The sequence below is a fragment of the Nostoc sp. C96 genome (assembly GCF_059384975.1).
In genome coordinates this window covers 5506011-5530463 of record NZ_CM182020.1, presented here as the reverse complement: position 1 = coordinate 5530463, position 24453 = coordinate 5506011, and the positions used below count along the sequence as shown (strand labels likewise).

Below are 24453 nucleotides of genomic sequence, written 5' to 3'. Positions count from 1 at the left end.
CATTTGTAGGGGTGCAGAGGTTTGCGCCCCTACTTTGTTTGTTAGATTGTTTCTGATTTTTCAACAAGACTATACAATTTTGGATGGCAAAACAGTTATTATATAGCCTTTTGAGCAATCTATCCTTCGCCATCATTTTGCCAACTACTATTGCTAATTCATTAGTCAGCACTTTGCTATAAAAATCTAGTTAAAATACTAATTTATTAAAATATATAAACTTGGTCTTGTTGTTAGCAGCAGAACATCAAGAAACTTAAGGTTAAATTGCCCGTCCACGACAACGTAAACCCTAACTAATGTTTATTTTATAAATAGCTTATCAGGACAGTTAAGACATTTAATAAAATAAATTTAAACAGTAGTAGACAGTTAAGACAATTAAGATATTTAAGCAAATTGAAGAAAATTTAAACGCTAAAAATAGTTTTATTTTACCTAAAAAATTGCAAAATTCTAGTAAAATAATGGCAGTTAACTAATTGCCTTGATAAATATTAAATAATTCTAAAGTAGAATTTCTGTCTTCTTTGGAAGATGCGTAACTCAATATGAAATATCAAGTTGGTGGTAGTCTCCCTAGTGATGATCCAAGCTATGTTATTCGTAAGGCAGATGAACAACTCTATTCTAGTTTAAAGGCTGGAGATTTTTGTTATGTTTTAAATTCCCGTCAAATGGGAAAATCATCTTTATTACATCGCACAAGTTATCATCTCACAGAAGAAGGTAATAGTTGTGTTTACTTAGATGTGACTCGCTTAGGCAGTGAAGATACAACATCTGAGCAATGGTATAAGGGTCTGATTCTCAGTCTTTTTTATAATTTAAATTTAGCAGATAAAATCAATTTTAAAACTTGGTGGGAAACCCAAATAGGCCTTGCTCCGATCAAAAAGCTAGATCAATTTGTCGATGAAATATTACTGTCACCTGACGGAAATAAAAATATATTTATTTTTATTGATGAAATTGATAGTTTATTAAGTTTAAGTTTTTCGGTTAATGACTTTTTTGCTTGGATTCGTCATTGTTATAACCAAAGAGCGTATGATGCCAAATATCAACGCTTAGGATTTGCACTTTTTGGCGTAGCTAGTCCCGGCGATTTAATTACCGACAAACGCCGGACACCTTTTAATATTGGTAAAGCGATTGAATTAGCAGGTTTCCAATTAGATGAAGCTACACCCTTAGTTAAAGGATTAGAAGGCGTAGTTAGTCAATCAGAAATAGTTTTACAAAAGATTTTAGAATGGACGAGTGGACAACCTTTTTTAACCCAAAAACTCTGTCAGTTAGTTGTGCAAATTGCGTGGGAAACACCCAACGGCAAAATTGATTTACCTCAAGGGACAGAAGGTTATTGGGTAGAACAACTGGTAAAAAAGCAGATTATTCAACATTGGGAATCGAAAGACGAACCAGAACATCTTCGCACAATCCGCGATCGCCTGTTATTTGATGAACAAAAAGCTGGACGCTTGTTAGGGCTGTATCAACAAGTGTTACAAGCGGAAGCAGAAACTCAAACACCTGTGACCTTGAATGATAGCCGAGAACAAACAGAATTATTGCTATCGGGTTTAGCCACAAGACACGAAGGCTATCTCAAAATTAAAAACCCAATTTATCGCTATGTCTTCAATCAAAAATGGGTGACAAGACAATTAGATAATCTCCGTCCTTACTCGCAAATCTTTAATGCTTGGGTATTATCAAATTATCAAGATGAGTCTCGGTTGTTGCGGGGACAAGCACTTAAAGATGCTCAAAATTGGGCGCAAGGCAAAAGTTTGAGCAATTTGGATTATCAATTTTTCGTTGCTAGTCAAGAATTTGAACGGCGTGAAGTGCAAACTGCCTTAGAAGCCGCACGAGTGAAAGAAATTGAAACGCGGCTGGCACAAGAGAAAAAAACGGCTTTATTGCAGAGATATTTATTAATTGCTGTATGTATTGGTTTGTTTGTTTCTAGTAGCTTGGGTATAGGGAGTTTTATATTGTATCGCCAAGCCAAAACAAGTGAAACTCAAGCCAAAAATAGTGAAATGCGGGCGCTGATATCTTCTTCAGAAGGAATGTTTGCCTCAAATCGCCGCTTGGATGCACTTGTGGAAGCAATCAAAGCTCAACAAAAACTCCGCAAACTCAGTCCAGCCAACTCCAAAATAGCCCGAAAAGTTGATGCTGTATTACGGCAAGCAGTTTATGGCGCAGACGAATACAATCGTTTTTGGGGTCATACAGCAGCTGTTTTAGCCGTTGATGTCAGTCCTGACAGTTCGTTAATTGCCTCAGCCAGTGTAGATAAAACAATCAAACTCTGGCGACGTGATGGTACAGCAGTCGCCACTCTCCAAGGTCACACAGCTACAGTCAGATCTGTAAAATTTAGTCCTGATGGTCAGATGTTAGCTTCAGCGAGTGAAGATGGCACTGTCAAATTGTGGACAAAAGCAGGCACGTTATTAAAAACACTCAAAGGTCATAATGCTTCAATTTGGGGAGTCGCCTTTAGTCCCGATGGCCAGACTATTGCTTCTGCCAGTTATGACAGAACTGTCAAACTTTGGCAACGAGATGGCACATTGCTCAAAACTTTTGCTGGTGAAAGAGTAGGGTTTTGGGGAGTCGCTTTTAGTCCAGATAATCAAATTTTGGCAGCCACAAGCATCGATGGAGTTATTCAACTCTGGAGACGAGAAGGTTCAGACTGGCAAAACGCCAAGCTTGTGCAGACTCTCAAAGGTCATAGCGCTTGGGTAATTGCTATAGCTTTCAGTCCTGATAGTCAAATTATTGCTTCCGCCAGTGAAGATAAAACAGTCAAACTTTGGCGACGCGACCCCAAAAATAACAGCTATCGCTTAGATAAAACCTTGCAAGGTCATAGTGCGGGAATTTGGGGAGTAGCTTTCAGTCCTGATGGCCAAACTATTGCTTCCGCCAGTCTCGACAAAACAATTAAACTGTGGAACATTGATGGTACAGAATTAAACACTCTTAGGGGACACACTGCTTCAGTTTGGGGCGTAACTTTTAGCCATGATGGTAGCTTTATTGCCTCAGCGGGTGCAGAAAACGTTGTGCGACTGTGGCAAAGTGAAAACCCATTTCAAAAATTGATAGTTGCCCATAAAGCGGGAATTTGGTCATTAGATATTACCTCTGATAGTTCCATTGTTGGGACAACTGGTCACGAAAACACGGCTAAACTTTGGAGTCGTCAAGGTAAATTGCTGAAAACTTTTACTGAACCTGGGGGAGCAATTTTTGAAGTTTCTTTTAGTCGTGGTGGTAAGTTAATTGCCCTTCGCACTTATGGCGATAAAATTAAACTCCAGCAGCGAGACGGGAAATTAGTTGCTACTTACAAAGATCCTCTAGGTAAACTCTTAGCCGCTGTCTTGAGTCCTGACGGTCAAGCGATCGCTATGTCAAATGTTGATAAAATTGTCCAAGTATGGCAACGCAATCAGCCTAAACCGCAAATTCTGCCAGGACATCAAGCTGAAGTTTGGCAAGTTACCTTTAGTCCTGATGGAAAAATGATTGCATCTGTTAGCGGTGATAACACAGCAAAATTGTGGACAGTTGATGGTAAATTACTCACAACTTTGGTAGGACACACCGCAACAGTCTGGAGAGCAGCATTTAGTCCTGACAGTAAAATGGTGGCAACTGGTAGTGGAGATAATACCGTTAAATTATGGACAATTGACGGCAAATTACTGCAAACTTTCCAAGGTCACACAGCGGCAATTTGGGGAGTTGCATTTAGTCCTGATGGCAAAATACTGGCTTCTGGGAGTGTGGATGCAACTATTAAACTTTGGCATTTAGATGGTACAGAAATTACGACTCTTAGAGGACATACCGCAGCCATTCGTAAAATTGCCATTAGCAGCGATGGAACTTTTTTAGCTTCTGGTGGTGATGATAACAACCTAATTTTGTGGAATTTGTCACGCATTCTCAATCTCAATCAACTTAATTATGGTTGTTCTCTTGTACAAGATTATTTGAAAACTAACACAACATTAGAAGAAAGCGATCGCTCTTTGTGTCAATAGAAAATATTCAGTACTGAAAAACTAAAAAAAGCTCCTTCATTTACTTGCTTGAAGGAGCTATGATGAGCCTTTATTGAAAATTTCTAGATAACTGCATCAACGCTTAACTGTTTTCTGCATGGAGAGCGTTTAAAGCAAGTTCCGCTGGATGAGCTACACCGTTACCTGCAAGATTCACTTTTTCTAATCTGCGGAGTACAATCATCCCACGGGAACGATTAGAAGAGGAATCTTTATCTACACAAGCAGCATACATCCGTTGAATTGGACATTTCCAAAACCTTGTATATCGCTTGGGATTTGTATCTGCAATGGTGACTTCTTGAGTTTTTGGGTCATAATCTGCTAACAAAGAGAAATGACCACCTTCTAAACTAGGATTTTCGTGAGCAATCCGAGTATTAAAGTTAAGAATGTGGACATCATTTTCATTGCAAACCGCAGCTTCTACTTCGCGGGTAAATGCTTCGAGGGTAATACTCGGTTTATCAAAATGATCCATCTGAATAGACAGAGGTAACCCCTTTCTTTCTATGTAAATTTTACAGGTATCATAAGTTTCTGCTAAAGTCATGCCATCATCTAAAACAGATGCAATTGGCAGTTGGGTAACATAGAAAATTTCATCAACAGTTGTCAGATATCCTAATGCTGTAAAAGCATAGGCGATTGCAGTAACATTACAACAGTAAATAGGTTGTTGAAACTGATGTAGTTGAATGATTTCTAAATCGCGTTTAGAAATTTGACCGATGTTATCAATATCCATTTATTTGTACTTTATTAACTATCCCTGAATTTGCCAGGTTTTTTATGCTGATAAATTTTCTGAGGATTTTGGCGAATAGACAAGGACAGTTAAGACATTTAAGCAAATAAATGGGGACAGTTAAGACATTTAAGGAAAATTGAGTATTTATTTTGTATAATAAAAGACTTATACATCAAGTCAATTCCTCTGTGAAGACATTCATTGGCTCACATTGTGAATGTATTGCCTTACATTATGAATGTGTCGCCGCAAATTACGAATGTGTCGTCGCACATTGCGAATGTGTCGCCGCACATTGTGAATGTATTGGCTCACATTATGAATATATCGCCGCACATTACGAATGTATGGCTTGAGACAAAGAACAGAACTATACAGGCTGATATCAACTGTATTGACATTAAGACTTACTCACAAACCTGTCGCCAGAGAGAAGCTAAGATTTTCTAGAAATGATACGAATAGTTTGGTATGTTAGCGATCGCTGATTTATGTTTTACCTACTATGAATCGTTCCGCCTGCCTCATCTTTAATCCAGTTGCGGGTCAAGGCAACCCAGAACAAGAACTGTTAGAGATTCGCGCGTTATTAGAACCAACTATTGACTTAGATATTCATTTCACAACAGAAGAAGTCGATGCTGATGAACTGGCTAAAGCCGCAGTTCAGCGAGGAGTTGATGAGATTATCGCCTCTGGGGGTGATGGAACACTCTCAGCAGCAGCAACGGCTGTAATTAATACTAATATCTCTTTCGGCATTATTTCGCGGGGGACAGCCAATGCTTTCGCCACAGCTTTGGGAATTCCTGACACAATTGAGGCGGCTTGTCAAACAATTTTACAAGGGGTAACTCGTGATATCGATGTAGCTTATTGCAATGATCGCCCATTAATTTTATTAGCAGGTATTGGCTTTGAAGCGGAAACGGTCGAAAAAGCTAACCGCGAAGCCAAAAACCGCTTTGGGATTATTGCTTATATCTTAGCTGGCATTCAACAGCTACGAGAATTACAAAGTTTTGATGTCGAAATTGAGACAGACGAAAAAATCATTAAAACCACAGCCGCCGCCGTCACCGTAGCCAATGCTGCACCACCAACATCAGTTTTGGCACAAGGGCCAGCAGGAATTATTTATAATGATGGATTGCTAGATTTAACAATTGTTGCTCCTGTAAATAAAGCAGGAGCGATCGCGGCAACATATCATTTATTTCAAAGTGCTTCAGCAGGAAATGCCGCCGAACGTGATGATATTGGTTATCTCCGCGCCAACCATTTTAAAATCACCACTGACCCAGTACAAAAAGTTGTCGTAGATGGCGAACTAGTAGGAACAACGCCGATAGAAGTTAAATGCGTTCCCGCCGGCTTAAAGGTTTTTGTGCCGACAGTCGAAGAAGTGGAACTCGCGGAAAAACTCGAAGGACTGCCAAATTTAGTAATTGAGTTTAAAAATCCCCCAGAAGGAGAAGCAGAAACAGTAGAGTTAAAGGAGTAAAATGTTTTGAAGCTTGTTTCTGATCCAGCGATCGCCAAAAAAATTCAGAAAATGAACCAGCGTGTATGCTGGCAAGATCCGTTAATTAAACAGCGGGGTATTGACCAAACTCAGCTTGTACTAAAAGATGGTCAAGCTGATACTCCTGAATTTTCATTTTTGGTAGTAGGAGATAGCGGTTCTGGTCGACATGGCGGACAAAATCCTCAAAGGCGAGTAGCAGAACTGGCGTTACCTCATCTAGATGACTGCCGTTTTATGCTACATACAGGTGATGTCATCTATTTAGTTGGGTCGAGTGAGTATTATCAGCAAAACTTCATTCAACCTTACAAAGAATATCTTGTAGGTGGAGAGCATCCCAAAAAGATTGCTTACGACAATATGACTTTCCGTGTACCAATTCTCCCTGTACCGGGAAATCATGATTACTATAATTTGCCGATAGTCTTTAACTTGCTATCACTTACAACATTACCAATTCGCCGCTTATTGCGATCGCGCCTCGATATGGATGTTGGTTTACATGGTTCAGCAACAGGCGATGCGTATGCTAAAGCATTTCTCGATTACCTCAACGCATTTAAGTTTCCTGGCGAGTTAGACCGACATTTAGACACACATTACACAGCCAAAACAGCAACAGGTCGTTGTTTAACTTACCAACCCGGACATTTTACACGATTGCCCAATCGTTATTACACTTTTTGTTATGGTGGCATTGACTTCTTTGCTTTAGATTCCAATACATTCAACAATCCGCCACCAATACCAGAAACCGCCGCAGGCGACGCAGAACGCATCATTTTAGAACAACGCCGCCAAGACTTTGAACAGGAAAAACAGCAAATCCTAGACAAATCCAGCGAGTTAAATCCTGATAACCCCAACGAAGCCGAATATTTAGATGATTTGTACGTCAAGTTGTCGCAAATTGAAGAACTAATTGTTGATATTGACAAACAATTAGCACCGCAACAAACAGCCGACACCGATGTAGAACAGTTGGAATGGCTAAAAAACAAATTAATTGCATCTTGGCATAACTCCCAAGTGCGCGGACGCGTCGTTTATTTCCATCATCCTCCCTATGTTACCGAAGCAACCAAATGGGAACAAGGACAGACACTAGCAATTCGGACTCGCTTGCGTGAAGTATTTAATGCAGTAGCAGAAACAGTGGGTGATTTAACTCAAAATCGTCCTGTAGTGGATTTAGTCTTAAACGGCCATGCTCATTGCTTAGAATATCTGCAAACATATCACACTGGACACGCAGATTCTTCGATGAACTGGATTGTGTGCGGTGGAAGTGGGTTTAGTTTGCGCCGACAACGAACCGAAGGCGCTGATTTGGTTGAGGGAAATAAATTAATTGCGCGATCGCATTTATTTGTAGGTCGCAACGGTCACGGTTCGACCAAACGTCGTCCTTACTCATGTTTGCGAATTGATGTCACAGGCGAAAAACATCCTCGATTCATTGTCCGGCCTTTAGTTGCCGAATGGTATCAGCGAGAATGGCATAATCATCAAATAGAGCCTTTTGTGATTTGAGATTCATAACCGCAGATAGACTGAGATAAAAACTTGCGGCGTTGGATAAATGTCTCACGCAGAGGCGCAGAGGCGCGGAGAGGATAAAGAGTTTTACATTTAATTCATTCAGTGACTTTCTCTCTTTCTTTGTGTTCTTTGCGTCCTTTGCGGTTCGTTTAAAAAATTCCTTTAAACTACGACTTTCGGAAACATACTTTACCCCCTAAGAAAGTGTTAGCTAAAGAATTTGGTAATTAGCGTAGAAAGTAACTGGAATTAAATGAGCATGAATGAGAAAATACTATGCTTCAAATTGTTGAAAATTCTTTAGGTTTATATTGGCTGAATGGTGGATTAGCAGCCATAACCCAAGTGCAAGAAATATTAACTCCAGAACAAGCATCACTTGTTTTTTCTGGGCCTAAATTTCTAGTTTCATTGGTGGCTGGTGTCTTAATGGCATTTGCCTTTCAACTATTACTAACTAACTTTGCAGTCGCTTTCAGAATTTCTGCTACAGGAGATGATTCATCTGCTAGTGATGATGGCGAAAGCTTAGGAAGTACAATTCGCAACATAGAAAATAAAGTTGGGCTTTGGGCATTAATTAGCGCTACCATTGCATTATTTATTGCTTGTTTTTTAGCAGTCAAACTCAGCTTAATTGATAGCGCATTTTTAGGCGCAATTATTGGTGTAGTTATCTGGTCTGCTTATTTTTCAATCGTAGTTTGGTTTGGTTCATCAACAGTCGGTTCATTAATCGGTACAGTTGCAAATACTGCTAATAGTGGACTCCAAGCTTTAATGGGAACAGCAACTAGCGCGTTAGGGGCAAATTTAGCCAAACAACAGATGGTTTCGACAGCGCAAGATATTACAGCCGCAGTCAGAAAAGAACTAACATCTGGTTTTGATGTTGAAAGTATTCAAAGTACGCTGCAAAGTTCTTTGAGTAATCTGCCAAAACCGCAACTAGATTTTAAGGATATTCGTAGTCAATTTGATAAAATTTTCAGTGATATAGATTGGCAATCTATTCCTGATAGTGATTTGACACAAAATTTCAATCGTCAAACCTTTGTCAATTTAATTAGCGATCGCACAGATTTTTCTCAAGCGGATATCAATAAAATTGCTGATCAACTAGAAGCTGCTTGGAAGCAGACTGTAAATCGACGCAATCCCGCACAGCAAGTAATTGACTTACTCACATCAGCAAGTCCCGAAGAATTGCAATCAGATAAATTAGGCGATCGCTTGCAAGAATTAGTTACTGTCGGTGGTAATGGTAACGGCAGTAACGGCATAATGAAACAAGCTATTCAGTCTGGGTTGAGTGCAGCTTTACCAGTAGTCTTAGAAAGAGTTAATGTCTCAAATATAGATGTGAACAAAATCACCAATCAGCTACAAAAGCTGAAAGATAAAGTTCAAGATTTAGACCTTGAGGATATTACTCACCAATTGCAAGAAACTGTCGAAAAAAATACTAAGAACATAGGTAAATCATCAAACTCTCATTATCGTCAAGATGTAGAATCTTACATTCAAAATTCCTTACCTTGGCACTTTAACCGCATCACCATTAAAGATGAGTTCCGCGATGTCATCTATGACCCGCAAGCAGATGCGTCTACTATGCGCCGAGAATTAGAAAGATTAAATCAAGAAGAGTTTGCTAATTTGCTAATTCGCCGTAGTGATATTAGCGAAGTCAGAGTCAAAGAAATTGCTCAACAGATGGAAGAAATTCGCCAAGAAGTTTTAGAAACTTTGCAACAGGCGGAAGCGAAAGATAAAGGTCAAGATTTGCGGAACCGTATTGAAAATTATTTGCGTTCGACTGGTAAAGAAGAACTGAATAATGAAGCTGTTGAGCGAGATTTTACTAATTTACTCACAGAATTGAAGACTGATGTTGAAGATTTAAATGAACGCTTACAGGGATTTGACCGCAATGTATTGCAACAAGTCTTATTGCAGCGTCAAGACTTCAGTGAAGAGGAAGCAAATAATCTCTTAAATCAGCTAGAAAATATCCGGGGTTCTGTCTTAAATCAATTAGAAGAACAAGGGAGAAGCAAAACAGAAGAACTACGGCAAAAAGTAGAAGACTATCTCCGCAATACTAATAAGGAAGAACTCAATCCTGAAGGTATTCGCCGTGAGTTCAGCACGTTACTTCAAGACCCCCAAGCCGGATTTAACTTGTTGGGTAAGCGTTTATCTCAGTTTGATCGGGATACTTTAGTTAAACTACTGACTCAGCGTCAAGATTTAAATGAGGATGAAGTTAATCAAGTTCTTGATCAGCTAGAAGCAGTCAGAGATAATATCTTGCAAACGCCGCAAGCTGTAGCCGACAAAGCAAAAGAACAGTACGCACAAACCACAACTAAAATTGCAGAATATCTCCGCAACACCAACTTAGAAGAACTCAACCCTGAAGGTATCCGCCAAGATTTAGAAAAATTGCTGGTTGACCCGAAAGAGGGAGTTTCTGCAATCCGCGATCGCTTGTCGCAAGTTGACCGGGAAACTTTAGTTAAACTCGTTAGTCAACGTGGTGATTTAAGCGAAGAACAAATGCAAAAAATCATCGACCAAGCGCAAGATGCAATTCAAGATATTATCAAAGCACCGCGCCGCTTGGCAAAACGTACGGTTCAGCGAGTTGTCGATTTTGAAGCAAATCTAGAAGATTACCTGCGTAACGCCAATAAAGAAGAACTCAACCCCGATAGTATCAAGCGTGATTTACAACTGCTGTTGCGAGACCCCCGCGCCGGAATTGGTAATTTGAGCGATCGCTTGTCGCAAGTTGACCGTTCCACAATTGTGGCGTTATTATCCCAACGCGAGGATATTTCCGAAGAAGAAGTTAACCGCATCGCCGATCAGATAGTATCGGCACGTGATTCAATAGTCAAACAATTCCAGCAGATTCAGCAAGGAATTAAATCAGCCACCGATCAGGTAACAGGGAGAATTCGCAATTACCTTAACTCCCTAAATCGTCCTGAACTTAATTATGAAGACATCAAACATGATTTTGCTAAATTGTTTGATGACCCCCAAGCCGGATTTGAAGCCTTGCGCGATCGCTTGAGTCATTTTGACCGTGATACTTTAGTAGCGCTAATTAGTTCACGGGAAGATATTTCTCAGGAAGACGCTAACAGAATTATCAACCAAATCGAAGCCGCACGCGACAGTGTTCTGCAACGCGCAGAACGCATTCAGCAAATCACCAAGGAACGCTTACACAGCATTAAACACCAAGCGAAAAAACAAGCCGAAGAAACGAAAAAAACCGTTGCTAACGCTGCTTGGTGGCTATTTGGGACAGCACTCACCTCTCTTGTCGCCAGTGCAATTGCAGGTGCGATCGCTGTAACAGGTGTAACTATCTCTGCTATTGGTTAGTTTCCATTAACTCTCAATTAATGCTTGTCACCACAAGCTGATAGCCATTACCCAACCGTTACCAAAATTACGTCGGGTAATGGCTTTTTCAATTACCGCTATTACTGATGAGTCGGAAAAATAAAGTAAAAATTTTACTATATACTCTGTATAGTTACTTAGTTATTGAATTTTAGTTTGAGATTGAGGAATTTAAAAATGTCTACCGAAGCGCATATAGTTGCTGACATTCAAGAAAGTGAATTTAATACGCTTTTAACTCAAGAAAAAATTCTAGTTGTTGATTTTACTGCTACTTGGTGCGGCCCATGTCGCCTCATCAGTCCGTTGATGGAACAACTTGCAGAGGAATATCAAGGACGCGCCAAGGTCGTTAAAGTAGACGTAGATAACAACAAACCACTATTCAAACAATATGGTCTCCGTAGCATTCCCGCCGTTTTAATCTTCAAAGATGGTGATTTAGTCGAAAAAATTGTTGGGGTTTCACCTTACGAACAGTTCAGCGGCGCGGTGGAAAAGCTTCTTTAATCAGCGTTCAAAGACTACATACGCACAAAGATTGTCTGTGAAGACAGGGTGTAGGGATCTAACACCCTTACACCCTGATACACTCGCAAAAACGTTTGATTTGTCGTTTTTATGTGTTAAGTCCTAACACCATTTCACGAAAAAAATGAGACAAATCTATGGGTTTTTCATTCTTTCCCCCTGCTCCCTGCTCCCTGCCCCCTGCGGTCTATTTGTCTCAAACTTAAAGTGAAACGGTATAACATCCCACCTGTGGCTGCGATTGGTTTTATTCTGGATTCTCAATTAACTTGAAACCCCAAGGTTTTAAAGCGGCGATCGCAATTTCCAGATCTACCCCTTCATAAGCCTCCCATTCATAAGGGTGATCTTTTGGGTGTCCATCACCGACATTACCTGCAACTTTAACTACCGGAAAATTCGCCACGCGATCGCGTTCTAGGCGTTTTGGGACTACAAGCCGAATTTTATGGCCGATAAACTTCGTTGTACTTGCATTCGCTACAGATTCCCGGATTAAACAGATATCACCAGCCTTTCCCCAAGTAGTTTCATAGATGTAGAGAAAAGATATATAAGTGGCTGGTTTGATGGGTCTTTTTATAACTGACATTATCTGTAATCCTTACAAGATGCGTGAAAAATCATACAACTGCTGTCTATACAATAGCTACAGCCATTTTAATTTTAAAACTCTAATCAAAATAACGTTTATAGCGTTTTGCTAACAACCGTGGAGAAATACTAAATAACAATATCCTTAATTTTGTTGTTCAGCCGATGCTCTGCACCTTTTGTACGTAAATCAAGATTATAAGCGATCGCCCATTCTCCCCCACAATTATGGAAAATAATAGATTAAGTCGAGTATCACAATACTCACTTGCTTTCCTCATTTCTTCTGGGAAAATATGACTCATCCTTTCCTTGAACGCCTGCGTAGTCCTGATAGCCCGGTGCTTGTCTTCGACGGAGCGATGGGTACTAACTTACAAACCCAAAACCTCACCGCTGAAGACTTCGGTGGCGCACAATACGAAGGTTGTAACGAATATCTAGTCCATACAAAACCCGAAGCCGTTGCTAAAGTGCATCGTGACTTTCTTGCGGCTGGTGCTGATGTCATTGAAACCGACAGTTTTGGCAGTACCTCAATTGTATTGGCAGAATATGACTTAGCAGACCAAGCCTATTACCTCAGCAAAAAAGCCGCTGAACTTGCCAAAAGCGTCGCCGCTGAATTTTCCACACCAGAAAAACCCCGCTTTGTTGCAGGTTCTATCGGCCCAACAACCAAACTCCCTACCTTGGGACATATTGACTTTGACACGATGAAAGCGTCTTTTGCGGAACAAGCAGAAGCCCTGATTGACGGTGGTGTAGATTTATTACTGGTTGAGACTTGCCAAGATGTGCTGCAAATCAAAGCCGCACTGAATGGGATAGAAGCAGCTTTTGATAAAAAAGGGCAACGTCTACCTGTGATGGTTTCTGTGACAATGGAAAGTATGGGGACAATGCTGGTAGGTACAGAAATCAGTGCTGTCGTCACAATTTTGGAACCTTACAACATTGATATTCTCGGTTTAAACTGTGCCACAGGGCCAGACTTGATGAAACCACACATCAAGTATTTGGCAGAACATTCGCCGTTTGTGGTTTCTTGTATTCCTAACGCGGGTTTACCGGAGAACGTTGGCGGACAAGCACACTACCGCTTGACACCGCTAGAATTACGGATGTCTTTGATGCACTTTGTTGAAGATTTGGGTGTCCAAGTGATCGGGGGTTGCTGTGGGACACGTCCAGAACACATTCAACAATTGGCAGAAATCGCCAAAGACTTGAAACCAAAGGTCAGACAGCCCAGCCTAGAACCTGCTGCGGCATCAATATATACTACTCAACCTTACACTCAAGACAATTCTTTCTTAATTGTCGGAGAACGTCTCAACGCCAGTGGTTCTAAAAAGTGCCGCGATTTACTCAACGCCGAAGACTGGGACGGACTAGTGTCAATGGCGAGGGCGCAAGTCAAAGAAGGCGCACACATCCTCGATGTCAACGTCGATTACGTCGGGCGTGACGGTGTGCGGGATATGCACGAACTCGTTTCGCGCATTGTGAATAATGTTACATTGCCCTTGATGCTTGACTCCACCGAATGGGAAAAAATGGAGGCGGGGTTAAAGGTTGCTGGTGGTAAGTGTTTACTGAATTCCACTAACTACGAAGATGGCGAACCGCGCTTTTTGAAAGTGCTGGAGTTAGCGAAACAGTATGGTGCGGGTGTCGTCATTGGTACTATCGATGAAGAAGGCATGGCGCGGACAGCCGAAAGAAAATTTGCGATCGCCGGGCGGGCTTATCGTCAAGCTGTAGAATACGGCATTCCTCCCACAGAAATATTCTTTGATACCTTAGCCCTACCAATTTCTACGGGGATTGAAGAAGACCGAGAAAATGGCAAAGCCACCATTGCAGCCATTCGCCGCATTCGCCAAGAATTACCCGGATGTCATGTAATTTTGGGTGTCTCAAATATTTCCTTCGGACTTTCCCCCGCATCCCGTATTGTCCTCAACTCAGTGTTTCTCCACGAAGCGATCGCGGCGGGAATGGATGCCGCAATTGTCAGCGCCAGCAAAATCCTACCACTGTCTAAAATAGACACCCGTCATCAAGAAGTTTGTCGCCAGCTAATTTATGATGAACGGAAATTTGCGGGTGATGTCTGCGTTTACGATCCTCTAGGAGAGCTTACCACAATCTTTGCTGGAGTTAGCGCCAAACGTGACAAAGGCGTTGACGAAAATCTCCCCATTGAGGAGATTCTCAAACGCCACATCATTGACGGCGAACGCATCGGTTTAGAAAAGCATCTGACAAAAGCCTTAGAAGCATACAAACCCCTGGATATTATCAACACTTTCTTGCTAGATGGCATGAAAGTAGTCGGTGAATTATTCGGTTCAGGACAAATGCAGCTACCTTTTGTTTTGCAGTCGGCGGAAACCATGAAAACAGCGGTAGCTTACTTAGAACCGTTCATGGAAAAATCTGAGGCGGGTAATAACGCTAAAGGGACGGTAATTATTGCCACAGTTAAAGGTGATGTTCACGACATTGGCAAAAACTTAGTCGATATTATCTTATCTAATAACGGCTACAAGGTAATTAACCTAGGAATTAAGCAGCCAGTAGAAAACATCATCGAGTCTTACAATCAACACAAAGCTGATTGTATTGCTATGAGTGGTTTGCTAGTGAAGTCAACCGCCTTCATGAAAGAAAACTTAGAAGTATTCAACGAAAAGGGAATTACTGTCCCGGTAATTTTAGGTGGTGCAGCGTTAACGCCTAAATTTGTTCATGATGATTGCCAAAAAGCCTATAAAGGTAAAGTCATTTATGGCAAAGATGCTTTTTCTGACTTGCATTTCATGGATAAATTAATGCCAGCTAAAGCTGCAAATAATTGGCATGACTTGCAAGGATTTTTGGATGAAGTCATTGATGAACCAGAAACTACTAACGGAAAATCAACAGCCATCATTGAAGACTCAACTCTCAGCACTCAGCACGGGCTAAACGCCCCGCTACCGCTAACAGCACTCAGAACTGAAGTAGACACACGCCGTTCTGAAGCCGTAGCCGTAGATATTGAACGTCCCACGCCGCCATTTTGGGGAACCAAGTTATTACAACCTGCTGATATTCCTTTAGAAGAATTATTCGGATATTTGGATTTACAAGCTTTGGTTGCTGGTCAATGGCAATACCGTAAACCCAAAGAACAATCCAAAGAAGAGTATCAGGCTTTTTTGAATGAGAAAGTTTACCCAATTTTAGAAACTTGGAAACAGCGAATTATTGAGGAAAATTTGTTACATCCTCAAGTAATTTACGGTTATTTTCCTTGTCAGGCTGAGGGGAATACATTGTATGTTTATGAAACAAACCACTCAGATGCACAGGTAAAAACAAGCTTTGAATTTCCCAGACAGAAATCTTTAAGAAGGCTGTGCATTGCAGATTTCTTTGCACCGAAGGAGTCAGGAATAATTGATGTCTTCCCGATGCAGGCGGTAACTGTGGGAGAAATTGCGACAGAATTTGCTCAAAAGCTGTTTGCAGATAATCAATATACAGATTATCTCTACTTCCACGGCTTGGCGGTGCAAGTAGCAGAAGCATTAGCTGAGTGGACACACGCCAGAATTCGTAGTGAGTTAGGTTTTATCTCAGAGGAACCTGATAATATTCGGGATGTTTTAGCACAGCGCTATCGCGGCTCACGCTATAGTTTTGGTTATCCAGCTTGCCCCAATATCCAAGACCAGTACAAGCAGTTGGATTTGTTGGAGACTGGCAGAATTAACCTGTATATGGATGAAAGTGAACAGCTTTATCCCGAACAGTCTACAACGGCGATTATTGCTTACCACCCAGTAGCGAAGTACTTCAGCGCATGATTTAGCTAGTACAACAAGGCAAAAGTAAAAAGTGAGCCAGTGCGGTGGACGGGTTCCCCGGCATAAAGCAACTGGCGAACTCGCAAGAGTCAAAAGGAAAAAGAAAGAATAGCGATACCACAAGCCTTTGAGCAATTCCAGATAGTCTGTTTATTTACGCCGACTTGTACTAGGGGTATAGGGGTTTTAGATACATACACCCCTATACCCTTACACCCAAAATCAATGTTTTTCGGGTAGAACGTAAAAACCTACACCTGTCAGACACCCTCACCCCCTATTTCCCTTACACCCCTTTTTCTGATAGGTCGTATTTGGTCTTGTAGTATTTAGTGTGGCGTGTTAAAAGTGTGTACTAGTTGCATTCTAAAAATAAGTCACAGCAGTGTCTCTTGAATGTTTATGCTGCACTAACAGTACCTCAAAATTCAACTGAATGCTCTGTAAGGAAACATGGTCAAAACAATGTCTGAAAAGTTTGAAGAAAAATCATTCCCGGAAGAACCAGAAAAATTTTATCCTACTCAACACCTAAAGGTCTATCAAACGAGTGATGCGGGACAGCTATTAATTTGTGAGTGTCGTCACTGCTTGACTCCATTATCTATTGATGTGGTTTTTCTCACACCACAAAATTCTAAACCTAAACCAAAAAATAAACCTGATACTCAGCAAGATGATGTGATGAAATGTCCAAATTGTGGACGAGTTCCCATCTTTTTGGAAGGCTGTGCTGTGCAGTCTATTGACCAACTACCTTCTTCACCGTGGAAATAGTTTTTTGACGCAATCATGCAATTTGATTGAGTATCAGAAAGTGCTGAGTATAAATCCACGAACTACGACTGTTGTAGATGATGAAACTATGATTGGTATTCCTGTCAATTTGGCAGGTAATACAAAAATCATGATGAGATTACTGAGAAATATCAGGTGTTACCATACACAAGATTACAAATATACTTGAAAACGTCATATTAATATTTATATGGGTCGTAACAAAACCTAGTTTACTTGTAAACATACCTTGGGATCACAAAACTCAAGGTATTTATCCCACTTTTCGTATTGGCTAAAAATTTCTATGATTCCCCAGGAAACTGATGCAAAAGAAGCTAGTGCGTCATCAAAAATATGGCGTAGTTGGCGAGAAAATTTAACTTTAGTAGCGATCGCTTTATTATTGGCAGTGTTTATCAGAACTTTTGTGGCGGAACCTCGCTATATACCTTCTGATTCTATGGTGCCAACTTTATATGAAGGCGATCGCTTAGTGGTAGAAAAACTTTCTTACCATTTTCAAGCTCCCGCCACTGGGGATATTGTAGTTTTTCAAGCCCCCGCAGAATTGCAACGTCGGGGTTATCCCAAAGACCAAGCCTTTATTAAACGGGTAATTGGTACACCGGGAGAAATTCTCAAAGTTGCTGATGGCAAAGTTTATCTCAACAATCAACCTTTGCAAGAAGATTACATCGCCGAACCGCCAAATCAGCCATTCCCCGCCGTACAAGTCCCAGCCGATGAATTGTTTGTGATGGGAGACAACCGTAACGATAGCAATGACTCTCGTTATTGGGGATTTCTCCCAAGACAAAATATTATCGGTCGCGCAGTGTTTCGCTTTTGGCCGCTTAATCGCATTGGCTTTATTTAACAGTGAACAGTTATCAGTTGTCAGTTAAATCTTTGGGTTTAAGTCCTTCACTATACACTCATGATTTCTGTTCACTGGTTTAACTACGGAAATTTCCCTTCCCGCACCTCTACAGCGTAATCCTGTACAGCTTGAGTGATGATCTCCCGCAGGTTGGTGTAAGTTTTGGCAAATGGTGGTTGCTTGGCGGAAAGACCAAGAATATCGGAAGTAACTAATACTTGGCCATCACAGTCAGCCCCCGCACCAATCCCAATTGTGGGAATGCTGAGTTTTTCGGTGATATTTCTTGCCAAATCTGCGGGGATATGCTCTAAGACAATGGCAAATACACCCGCTTGTTCCAAGGCGATCGCTTCATTTAAAATTCTTTCTGCCTGTGCTTCGGTTTTGCCTTGTTGGCGCAAACCTAGTTGATGAACTGATTGCGGTGTCAAACCCACATGACCCATCACGGGAATTCCCGCTTGGACTAAACGTGCAATTGTCTCAACCATCGCTGGGTAGCCACCTTCTAATTTAACGGCTTGCGCTCCAGTTTCCTTCAATATTCTGCCAGCTGAGTGCATGGCTTGGGCGACGCTTTCTTGATAAGTCAAAAATGGTAAATCAACCACAACTAAAGCGCGTTTTACACCACGACGCACAGCTTTAGCATGAAATAGCATTTCCTCTAGGGTGATGGGGAGTGTAGTTTCATACCCTAAAACTACCGCCATCGAGTCCCCAACTAAGATTAAGTCTACACCAGCCGCGTCGATAAGTTGGGCGATCGCATAATCCCAAGCTGTTAAAGCTGCGATCGCTCGTCCCTGTTGTTTCCATTGAATTAATTGCTGGGTAGTAACTGGCATTTTTTAAGTGCTGAGTGCTAAGTGCTGAGTTATGAGTAAAAGAATTTTTAACTCATAACTCATAGTACCTATTACTTAACTGCGCGACTAAAAGCAAGATGAGGTTTTGCACCGTTCATTTTAGGCATTAACCAAGCTAAACCTTCACTAGTGCCTATCCATAATTTATTACCGATATCAGGTACAAGGGCAAGAACTCGACTAGAAGGAAGTCCCGCAACTTGATCTAAAAGAGCGCCTGTATGTGGATTTAATCGTAACAAACCATTGTTCGTCCCTACCCAAACGCTACCATCTTGAGCAAAGTTTACTGCTGTGACATTCCTTCCCCGCAATGGAGTTACAGACCGTAGTACTTTATCTGTTTTTGGATCAATCACTAGTAAATTATTCGCCATTCCTGCCCAAATTAAACCTTCGGGACTAATAGCTAAAGTTTGCACAGTCGTGCCAGGCAAACCGTCAATCCGCTTCATAATATAAGCATTGGTAGTATTTATCCTTACCAACCCATCTAAAGTTCCCACCCACAATTGACCTTCCGCATCTAAAGTCAAAGTGTTGGCGCTAACTCCAGGCAAATTTTTTACTGTGGTCATAATTAAGCCTTGGTCGGGACTAATCAAGGCTAAACCGCTATCAGTTCCCACCCACAAGTAGCCCCGCTTGTCAATTAACATCGATAACACACGCTTGGAAGGTAAAAACAAATTTTGCGCTGTAATCTCATTAGTTCTGGGGTCAACTCGCATCAGTCCTTCATAAGTTCCCACCCACAAACGCCCTACTTTATCTTGAGCTAAAGCACCAATAGCAATATTCGGCAAATTTACACGCGCCAATATCTTACCTGTCTTGGGATCAATCCGTGATAGTCCCCGCCAAGAACCCACCCACAGATTGCCTTTAAAATCTTTCAGCAAGTTACTTACACGGTAATCTGTTTCTATCGACCTTTCTTCTATAATCCGTTCATCAGGTAAAGGTTTGACTTGTGGCGGTGGTGCAGAAGCTGGGTAATAAGGAACTAACTCCGATGGCTGAATATCTGGAGTTTTCGGTGATAGAGTCCCATTTGTTTGCGCCTTGGCTGGTTTTGTCATCAGTACAACGCCAATGTTTGGCAAAGTGATTAACCCCAGCAAAATCGCAGTCATCAAAAAACTAGTCCGCTTGCGAAACAATACCACGGTGAAATTTCCTCAAAAGACAGTAAGTTTAGCCATTGCCTAAACTGGCTGGCGGTTAAACTCAGTGTTCCCTTTGTTGATATTGTTTAAATCGTCTTCAAGAATTTTTCCCAGAAATTACTGAGTAAGAGTCAATGGTCAATAGTCTTTTGTACTTTTCCTCTACTCTCCATCCTAGTGTTCACATTTCTATACAGTTCAAGATGACTTTTGTAACATGCGCCCCATCCTAGTACAGGTCGGCGTAAATAAACCGACCATCTGGAATTGCAAAAAGGCTTGTGGTGTCACTATTCTTTCTTTTTCCTTTTGACCTTTTACTTTTGCCTTGTTGTACTAGTGTTCACATTTCCATACAGTTAGAAGAAACATTTGTAAATTAGTTTTAACAAAATGTTTAAATCTTTATGTAATAACAAATTTAAATATATAAGTTAAAAATTTTCAAAGAATAACTTATGCAATTTATTGATATATTGTGAGACAAGTTACAAATTACGTTGTGTGCAATATTGTCTTTCGCTCACTACTCGACTAAATCAACATCCAGCAAAATTCTTTCCTGGTCTGTTTTCTATAAATTGAGAACACAGCAGGAGTGCGGATGCGGAAATGTTAGCTAGAAAGCTCATTTCCTGGAATAACCGGATATCAAAGAGAATAATCTCATACTTTCTGCAAAGTAGAGAGTTTTTAGTGAGGCTGAGAAAGTTTAGCGAGTCAAGAGGAATAAATAAAAGAAATTTTTTCATCAAACAAGGGCGCAAACGTTAGGACATGAACTCCTGGCTATACATAACACTGGTTAAAAGTCAAGTGTTAATAAAAGCAAAACTGCTGCCCTTTAGCGAAGACGACCTCTAAAAAAATGTGCCTAATCTTCTCCTCTGTTGATGCGGGTAAGAAAAATGGTGAGAGGAAGTTGTACAAAACGTGATTTGATAAGTAAAAAGAGTGACATCTTGGAAGGATAGATATGTCTTACGCTCAAACGAAGACTCAGGCAAAATCTGGGTATAAAGCCGGGGTTCAAGATTACCGACTAACTTATTACACACCTGATTACACACCTAAAGATACAGATCTTCTGGCGGCGTTCCGTGTTACACCCCAGCCCGGAGTTCCCTTTGAGGAAGCAGCTGCGGCTGTAGCGGCTGAGTCTTCCACTGGTACATGGACAACCGTATGGACAGACTTGTTAACCGACCTAGATCGCTACAAAGGTCGTTGCTACGATATCGAACCAGTTCCTGGCGAAGACAACCAATTTATCGCTTACATTGCCTATCCTCTGGATCTCTTTGAAGAAGGCTCTATCACCAACGTTTTAACCTCAATTGTAGGTAACGTATTTGGTTTTAAAGCTCTGCGGGCATTGCGTTTGGAAGACCTTCGCTTTCCTGTTGCTTACATTAAGACCTTCCAAGGGCCTCCTCACGGTATCCAAGTTGAGCGTGACAAATTAAATAAATACGGTCGTCCTCTGTTGGGTTGTACAATCAAACCAAAATTAGGTCTGTCTGCTAAGAACTACGGACGTGCTGTATACGAATGTTTGCGCGGTGGTTTGGACTTCACCAAAGACGACGAAAACATCAACTCCGCACCATTCCAAAGATGGCGCGATCGCTTCTTGTTCGTGTCTGACGCTATCAGCAAAGCTCAAGCTGAAACCGGTGAAATCAAAGGTCACTACCTAAACGTCACCGCCCCTACTTGTGAAGAAATGCTGAAGCGGGCTGAGTATGCTAAAGAACTCAATCAGCCCATCATCATGCACGACTACCTGACCGCAGGTTTCACCGCTAACACCACCTTGGCTCGCTGGTGTCGTGACAACGGCGTTCTGCTACACATCCACCGCGCGATGCACGCAGTAATCGACCGTCAAAAGAACCACGGTATCCACTTCCGTGTATTGGCTAAAGCCCTACGTTTATCTGGTGGTGACCACATCCACACCGGAACTGTAGTAGGTAAGTTGGAAGGTGAACGTGGAATCACAATGGGCTTCGTTGACCTATTGCGTGAAAACTACGTTGAGCAAGACAAGTCTCGCGGTATCTACTTTACCCAAGACTGGGCTTCTCTACCTGGCGTAATGGCAGTTGCTTCTGGTGGTATCCACATTTGGCACATGCCCGCACTAGTAGAAATCTTCGGTGATGACTCCGTACTCCAATTCGGTGGTGGTACACTCGGACACCCTTGGGGTAACGCTCCTGGTGCAACCGCTAACCGTGTAGCTTTAGAAGCTTGCGTCCAAGCACGTAACGAAGGTCGCAACTTGGCTCGTGAAGGTAATGACATTATCCGCGAAGCTGCTAAGTGGTCTCCTGAATTGGCTGTTGCTTGCGAACTGTGGAAAGAAATCAAATTCGAGTTTGAGGCTATGGATACCGTCTGATCATCAAGTAAAAGGTAAAAAGTTAAAAGGTAAAAGGTAAAAGAAAATCTTTTTACTTATTACTTTTTACTTTTAACTTAAATTTGGGCTGGGTCAAGCATGAATCTCAAGCAAATAGCTAAAGATACAGCCAAAACTCTCCAAAGCTACCTGACTTATCAGGCGCTAATGACTGTGTTGGCGCAGCTAGGCGAAACGAATCCACCGTTAGCACTATGGCTGCAAACCTTTTCTGCCGGCAAAGTTCAGGACGGAGAAGCTTATATTAAACAACTTTTCCGAGAAAAACCAGATTTAGCCTTGCGGATTATGACGGTTAGAGAACATATAGCTGAAGAGGTAGCCGATTTCTTGCCAGAAATGGTTCGTAGCGGGATTCAGCAAGGCAATATGGAACAACGCCGCCAGCATCTAGAACGTATGACGCAGTTGAGTTTATCAGACCCCAGTCCTGAATCAGAACAGCAGACAATTTCCGAACCTGACTGGGATCACTAATCCAGCTAGGCTAGTACAAGTAATTATTTCCAAACAGCAACCCATTATCACCAGCTATGCAAACCTTACCAAAAGAGCGTCGTTACGAAACCCTTTCTTACTTACCTCCCCTCACCGACGTTCAAATCGAAAAGCAAGTTCAATACATTTTGAGCCAAGGCTACATTCCAGGTGTTGAGTTTAACGAAGTCTCAGAACCCACAGAATTTTACTGGACAATGTGGAAGTTGCCTTTATTCGGCGCTAAAACCTCCCGTGAAGTATTGGCTGAGGTTCAATCCTGCCGTTCTCAATATCCCACACACTACATCCGTGTTGTAGGTTTTGACAACATCAAGCAATGTCAAGTTCTCAGCTTTATTGTTCACAAACCCAACAGATATTGAAAAAGTTACGGGTAAAGGGTGAAATTCCTCATACCTGTGGTTTAAATATTTAAAAGAGGAGAGGTAAAACTATTTACCTCTCTTTTTTTGCGTCATAAAATTTTGTTTATTATTTTAGTGCGATCGCCTATCAACTTAATCGAAATAACTCACATTAAAGATTTACTGATTTTCTGTTTCTTCTAGTTGAGTTAACCAAACTTCTAAATCCGCCACTGTGGCAAAATCCAACAACGCTTCTCCTAGAGGTTCCAATTGTTCAATAGACAATCTTTGAATTTTATCGATTAAAGATATCTCGATTTCTCCAAAACGTCGATTTAACAGCCGCAGAATTAGTTGTTGTTCTCCTTGTTGTAATCCTTCCTATCTAGCGCGTTCTCTGTCTTGTTGATACAGTGGTGCTAATCTCATTACTAACTCCCGATCATCTGTTTCTATATTCTGGTTGATTCGCAAGTTTTGTTGCAGGCTATAAAGCAATTCTAGCGTCACTCTTTTGAATGAGTGAGTTGTTGGGAGTGCGACTAATTCGTCAATCGCTTGCTGCTGCACTCTACCACGTCCTAGTATTCTCAGCCATAGTGTTTCGGGAATACATGGTAACTGATGAATTACCACGATCGCTGTGCGGAAATGTTTTGGTAAAAAGTAGACTCCTTTCCCCCAATCTAAGTTTAGTTGTCTACCAAATCCAGAAATTATACTTTTTGAGTCAGTGGGCGTTAGTATCCATAGTTGAGGAATTTCTGCTTCTGGTATTTTAGTTTTGCTGCGATTGGCTTCTCGCTGTATGTCCCTTCTGACTTCTAATAATTTTGATAGACAATCGTGGATTTCTTCTATTGATGCAGGGTTACGGAAGGGTTCAAAGATGGCTGGTGTTGTCACCATTTTTCCTAATATTCACAACGTGACTAAATTAGCTGTTTGTGTGGGAATTGGTGTAAATAATACGTCTATTTCTCGCACTTCGGCGGCGACTCGACTGGGTGTTTGGACTTGTCCATAAGGCTTTAGCAATTCTTCTAAATAGTCTTTAGAGAATTGATCATGGATAAATCTCATCATTAAATTGGCTTGGGCAAAGATAATTGTGGTTATTTTATCAAAGCGATCGCACACACATAGCAAT

At 41.3% G+C, this 24453-nt stretch carries 15 protein-coding genes and 1 pseudogene; 11 read left to right on the top strand and 5 right to left on the bottom strand.

Going from position 1 to position 24453, the window contains the following annotated elements; translation table 11 throughout:
• Nucleotides 1–551: 551 nt before the first annotated feature.
• On the top strand, nt 552–4076 hold the full coding sequence (locus AC504W_RS23625; protein ID WP_494874637.1) for a WD40 domain-containing protein: 3525 nt from the start codon (nt 552–554) through the stop codon (nt 4074–4076).
• A 103-nt stretch (nt 4077–4179) separates the two neighbouring features.
• On the opposite strand, the gene AC504W_RS23620 is transcribed toward AC504W_RS23625, so the two are convergent.
• Complete coding sequence (locus tag AC504W_RS23620) at nt 4180–4845, bottom strand: phytochelatin synthase family protein (protein ID WP_494874636.1); 666 nt, start codon at nt 4843–4845, stop codon at nt 4180–4182.
• 508 nt (nt 4846–5353) lie between these two features.
• On the opposite strand from AC504W_RS23620, the gene AC504W_RS23615 reads away from it, so the two are divergent.
• The 4 genes from AC504W_RS23615 (at nt 5354) to trxA (ending at nt 11851) form a co-directional block, all read left to right on the top strand.
• A complete protein-coding gene (locus tag AC504W_RS23615; RefSeq protein WP_494874634.1) occupies nt 5354–6352 on the top strand; it encodes a YegS/Rv2252/BmrU family lipid kinase in 999 nt (332 codons plus the stop codon).
• A 6-nt stretch (nt 6353–6358) separates the two neighbouring features.
• Nucleotides 6359–7909: a metallophosphoesterase family protein gene (locus tag AC504W_RS23610; protein ID WP_494874633.1), complete on the top strand. Its 1551-nt coding sequence runs from the start codon at nt 6359–6361 to the stop codon at nt 7907–7909.
• A gap of 285 nt (nt 7910–8194) precedes the next feature.
• On the top strand, nt 8195–11320 hold the full coding sequence (locus AC504W_RS23605) for an MFS transporter (protein ID WP_494874632.1): 3126 nt from the start codon (nt 8195–8197) through the stop codon (nt 11318–11320).
• 198 nt (nt 11321–11518) lie between these two features.
• Nucleotides 11519–11851 carry a thioredoxin gene (trxA, locus tag AC504W_RS23600; RefSeq protein ID WP_494874631.1) on the top strand — a complete coding sequence of 111 codons (333 nt, stop codon included), beginning with the start codon at nt 11519–11521 and terminating at the stop codon, nt 11849–11851.
• A 268-nt stretch (nt 11852–12119) separates the two neighbouring features.
• Here trxA and AC504W_RS23595 read toward each other — a convergent pair whose 3' ends face one another.
• Nucleotides 12120–12464: a hypothetical protein gene (locus tag AC504W_RS23595; protein ID WP_494879444.1), complete on the bottom strand. Its 345-nt coding sequence runs from the start codon at nt 12462–12464 to the stop codon at nt 12120–12122.
• A gap of 298 nt (nt 12465–12762) precedes the next feature.
• On the opposite strand from AC504W_RS23595, the gene metH reads away from it, so the two are divergent.
• The 3 genes from metH to lepB all read left to right on the top strand — a co-directional run bounded on the left by metH (nt 12763) and on the right by lepB (nt 17983).
• Nucleotides 12763–16326 carry a methionine synthase gene (gene metH / locus AC504W_RS23590; RefSeq protein WP_494874629.1) on the top strand — a complete coding sequence of 1188 codons (3564 nt, stop codon included), beginning with the start codon at nt 12763–12765 and terminating at the stop codon, nt 16324–16326.
• A 465-nt stretch (nt 16327–16791) separates the two neighbouring features.
• Entirely contained in the window at nt 16792–17103 is a 312-nt protein-coding gene (locus AC504W_RS23585; RefSeq protein ID WP_494874628.1) for a hypothetical protein, read from the top strand.
• A 307-nt stretch (nt 17104–17410) separates the two neighbouring features.
• Nucleotides 17411–17983 carry a signal peptidase I gene (lepB, locus tag AC504W_RS23580; RefSeq protein WP_494874627.1) on the top strand — a complete coding sequence of 191 codons (573 nt, stop codon included), beginning with the start codon at nt 17411–17413 and terminating at the stop codon, nt 17981–17983.
• 83 nt (nt 17984–18066) lie between these two features.
• On the opposite strand, the gene panB is transcribed toward lepB, so the two are convergent.
• Nucleotides 18067–18837, bottom strand: a complete 771-nt coding sequence (gene panB, locus AC504W_RS23575; protein ID WP_494874626.1) for a 3-methyl-2-oxobutanoate hydroxymethyltransferase — start codon at nt 18835–18837, stop codon at nt 18067–18069.
• Nucleotides 18838–18908: 71 nt separating this feature from the next.
• Nucleotides 18909–19994, bottom strand: coding sequence for a ligand-binding sensor domain-containing protein (locus AC504W_RS23570; protein ID WP_422730835.1), 1086 nt, complete (start codon nt 19992–19994; stop codon nt 18909–18911).
• 1009 nt (nt 19995–21003) lie between these two features.
• Here AC504W_RS23570 and AC504W_RS23565 point away from each other — a divergent pair.
• The 3 genes from AC504W_RS23565 to AC504W_RS23555 all read left to right on the top strand — a co-directional run bounded on the left by AC504W_RS23565 (nt 21004) and on the right by AC504W_RS23555 (nt 23318).
• Nucleotides 21004–22434, top strand: coding sequence for a form I ribulose bisphosphate carboxylase large subunit (locus AC504W_RS23565; protein ID WP_096580500.1), 1431 nt, complete (start codon nt 21004–21006; stop codon nt 22432–22434).
• A 99-nt stretch (nt 22435–22533) separates the two neighbouring features.
• Nucleotides 22534–22932 carry a RuBisCO chaperone RbcX gene (rcbX, locus tag AC504W_RS23560; protein WP_103123592.1) on the top strand — a complete coding sequence of 133 codons (399 nt, stop codon included), beginning with the start codon at nt 22534–22536 and terminating at the stop codon, nt 22930–22932.
• A 56-nt stretch (nt 22933–22988) separates the two neighbouring features.
• Nucleotides 22989–23318 carry a ribulose bisphosphate carboxylase small subunit gene (locus AC504W_RS23555; protein WP_096580496.1) on the top strand — a complete coding sequence of 110 codons (330 nt, stop codon included), beginning with the start codon at nt 22989–22991 and terminating at the stop codon, nt 23316–23318.
• Between the two features lie 162 nt (nt 23319–23480).
• On the opposite strand, the pseudogene AC504W_RS23550 reads toward AC504W_RS23555, so the two are convergent.
• Nucleotides 23481–24389 (bottom strand): annotated as a pseudogene (locus AC504W_RS23550) (DUF4351 domain-containing protein).
• Nucleotides 24390–24453 lie beyond the last annotated feature (64 nt).

Coding starts and splice junctions, on each gene's coding strand:
- AC504W_RS23555 (WP_096580496.1), top strand. CDS start 22,989: ATGCAAACCTTACCAAAAGAGCGTCGTTACGAAACCCTTTCTTACTTA.
- AC504W_RS23570 (WP_422730835.1), bottom strand. CDS start 19,994: ATGACTGCGATTTTGCTGGGGTTAATCACTTTGCCAAACATTGGCGTT.
- AC504W_RS23565 (WP_096580500.1), top strand. CDS start 21,004: ATGTCTTACGCTCAAACGAAGACTCAGGCAAAATCTGGGTATAAAGCC.
- trxA (WP_494874631.1), top strand. CDS start 11,519: ATGTCTACCGAAGCGCATATAGTTGCTGACATTCAAGAAAGTGAATTT.
- metH (WP_494874629.1), top strand. CDS start 12,763: ATGACTCATCCTTTCCTTGAACGCCTGCGTAGTCCTGATAGCCCGGTG.
- panB (WP_494874626.1), bottom strand. CDS start 18,837: ATGCCAGTTACTACCCAGCAATTAATTCAATGGAAACAACAGGGACGA.
- AC504W_RS23595 (WP_494879444.1), bottom strand. CDS start 12,464: ATGTCAGTTATAAAAAGACCCATCAAACCAGCCACTTATATATCTTTT.
- AC504W_RS23605 (WP_494874632.1), top strand. CDS start 8,195: ATGCTTCAAATTGTTGAAAATTCTTTAGGTTTATATTGGCTGAATGGT.
- lepB (WP_494874627.1), top strand. CDS start 17,411: ATGATTCCCCAGGAAACTGATGCAAAAGAAGCTAGTGCGTCATCAAAA.
- AC504W_RS23615 (WP_494874634.1), top strand. CDS start 5,354: ATGAATCGTTCCGCCTGCCTCATCTTTAATCCAGTTGCGGGTCAAGGC.
- rcbX (WP_103123592.1), top strand. CDS start 22,534: ATGAATCTCAAGCAAATAGCTAAAGATACAGCCAAAACTCTCCAAAGC.
- AC504W_RS23620 (WP_494874636.1), bottom strand. CDS start 4,845: ATGGATATTGATAACATCGGTCAAATTTCTAAACGCGATTTAGAAATC.
- AC504W_RS23585 (WP_494874628.1), top strand. CDS start 16,792: ATGTCTGAAAAGTTTGAAGAAAAATCATTCCCGGAAGAACCAGAAAAA.
- AC504W_RS23625 (WP_494874637.1), top strand. CDS start 552: ATGAAATATCAAGTTGGTGGTAGTCTCCCTAGTGATGATCCAAGCTAT.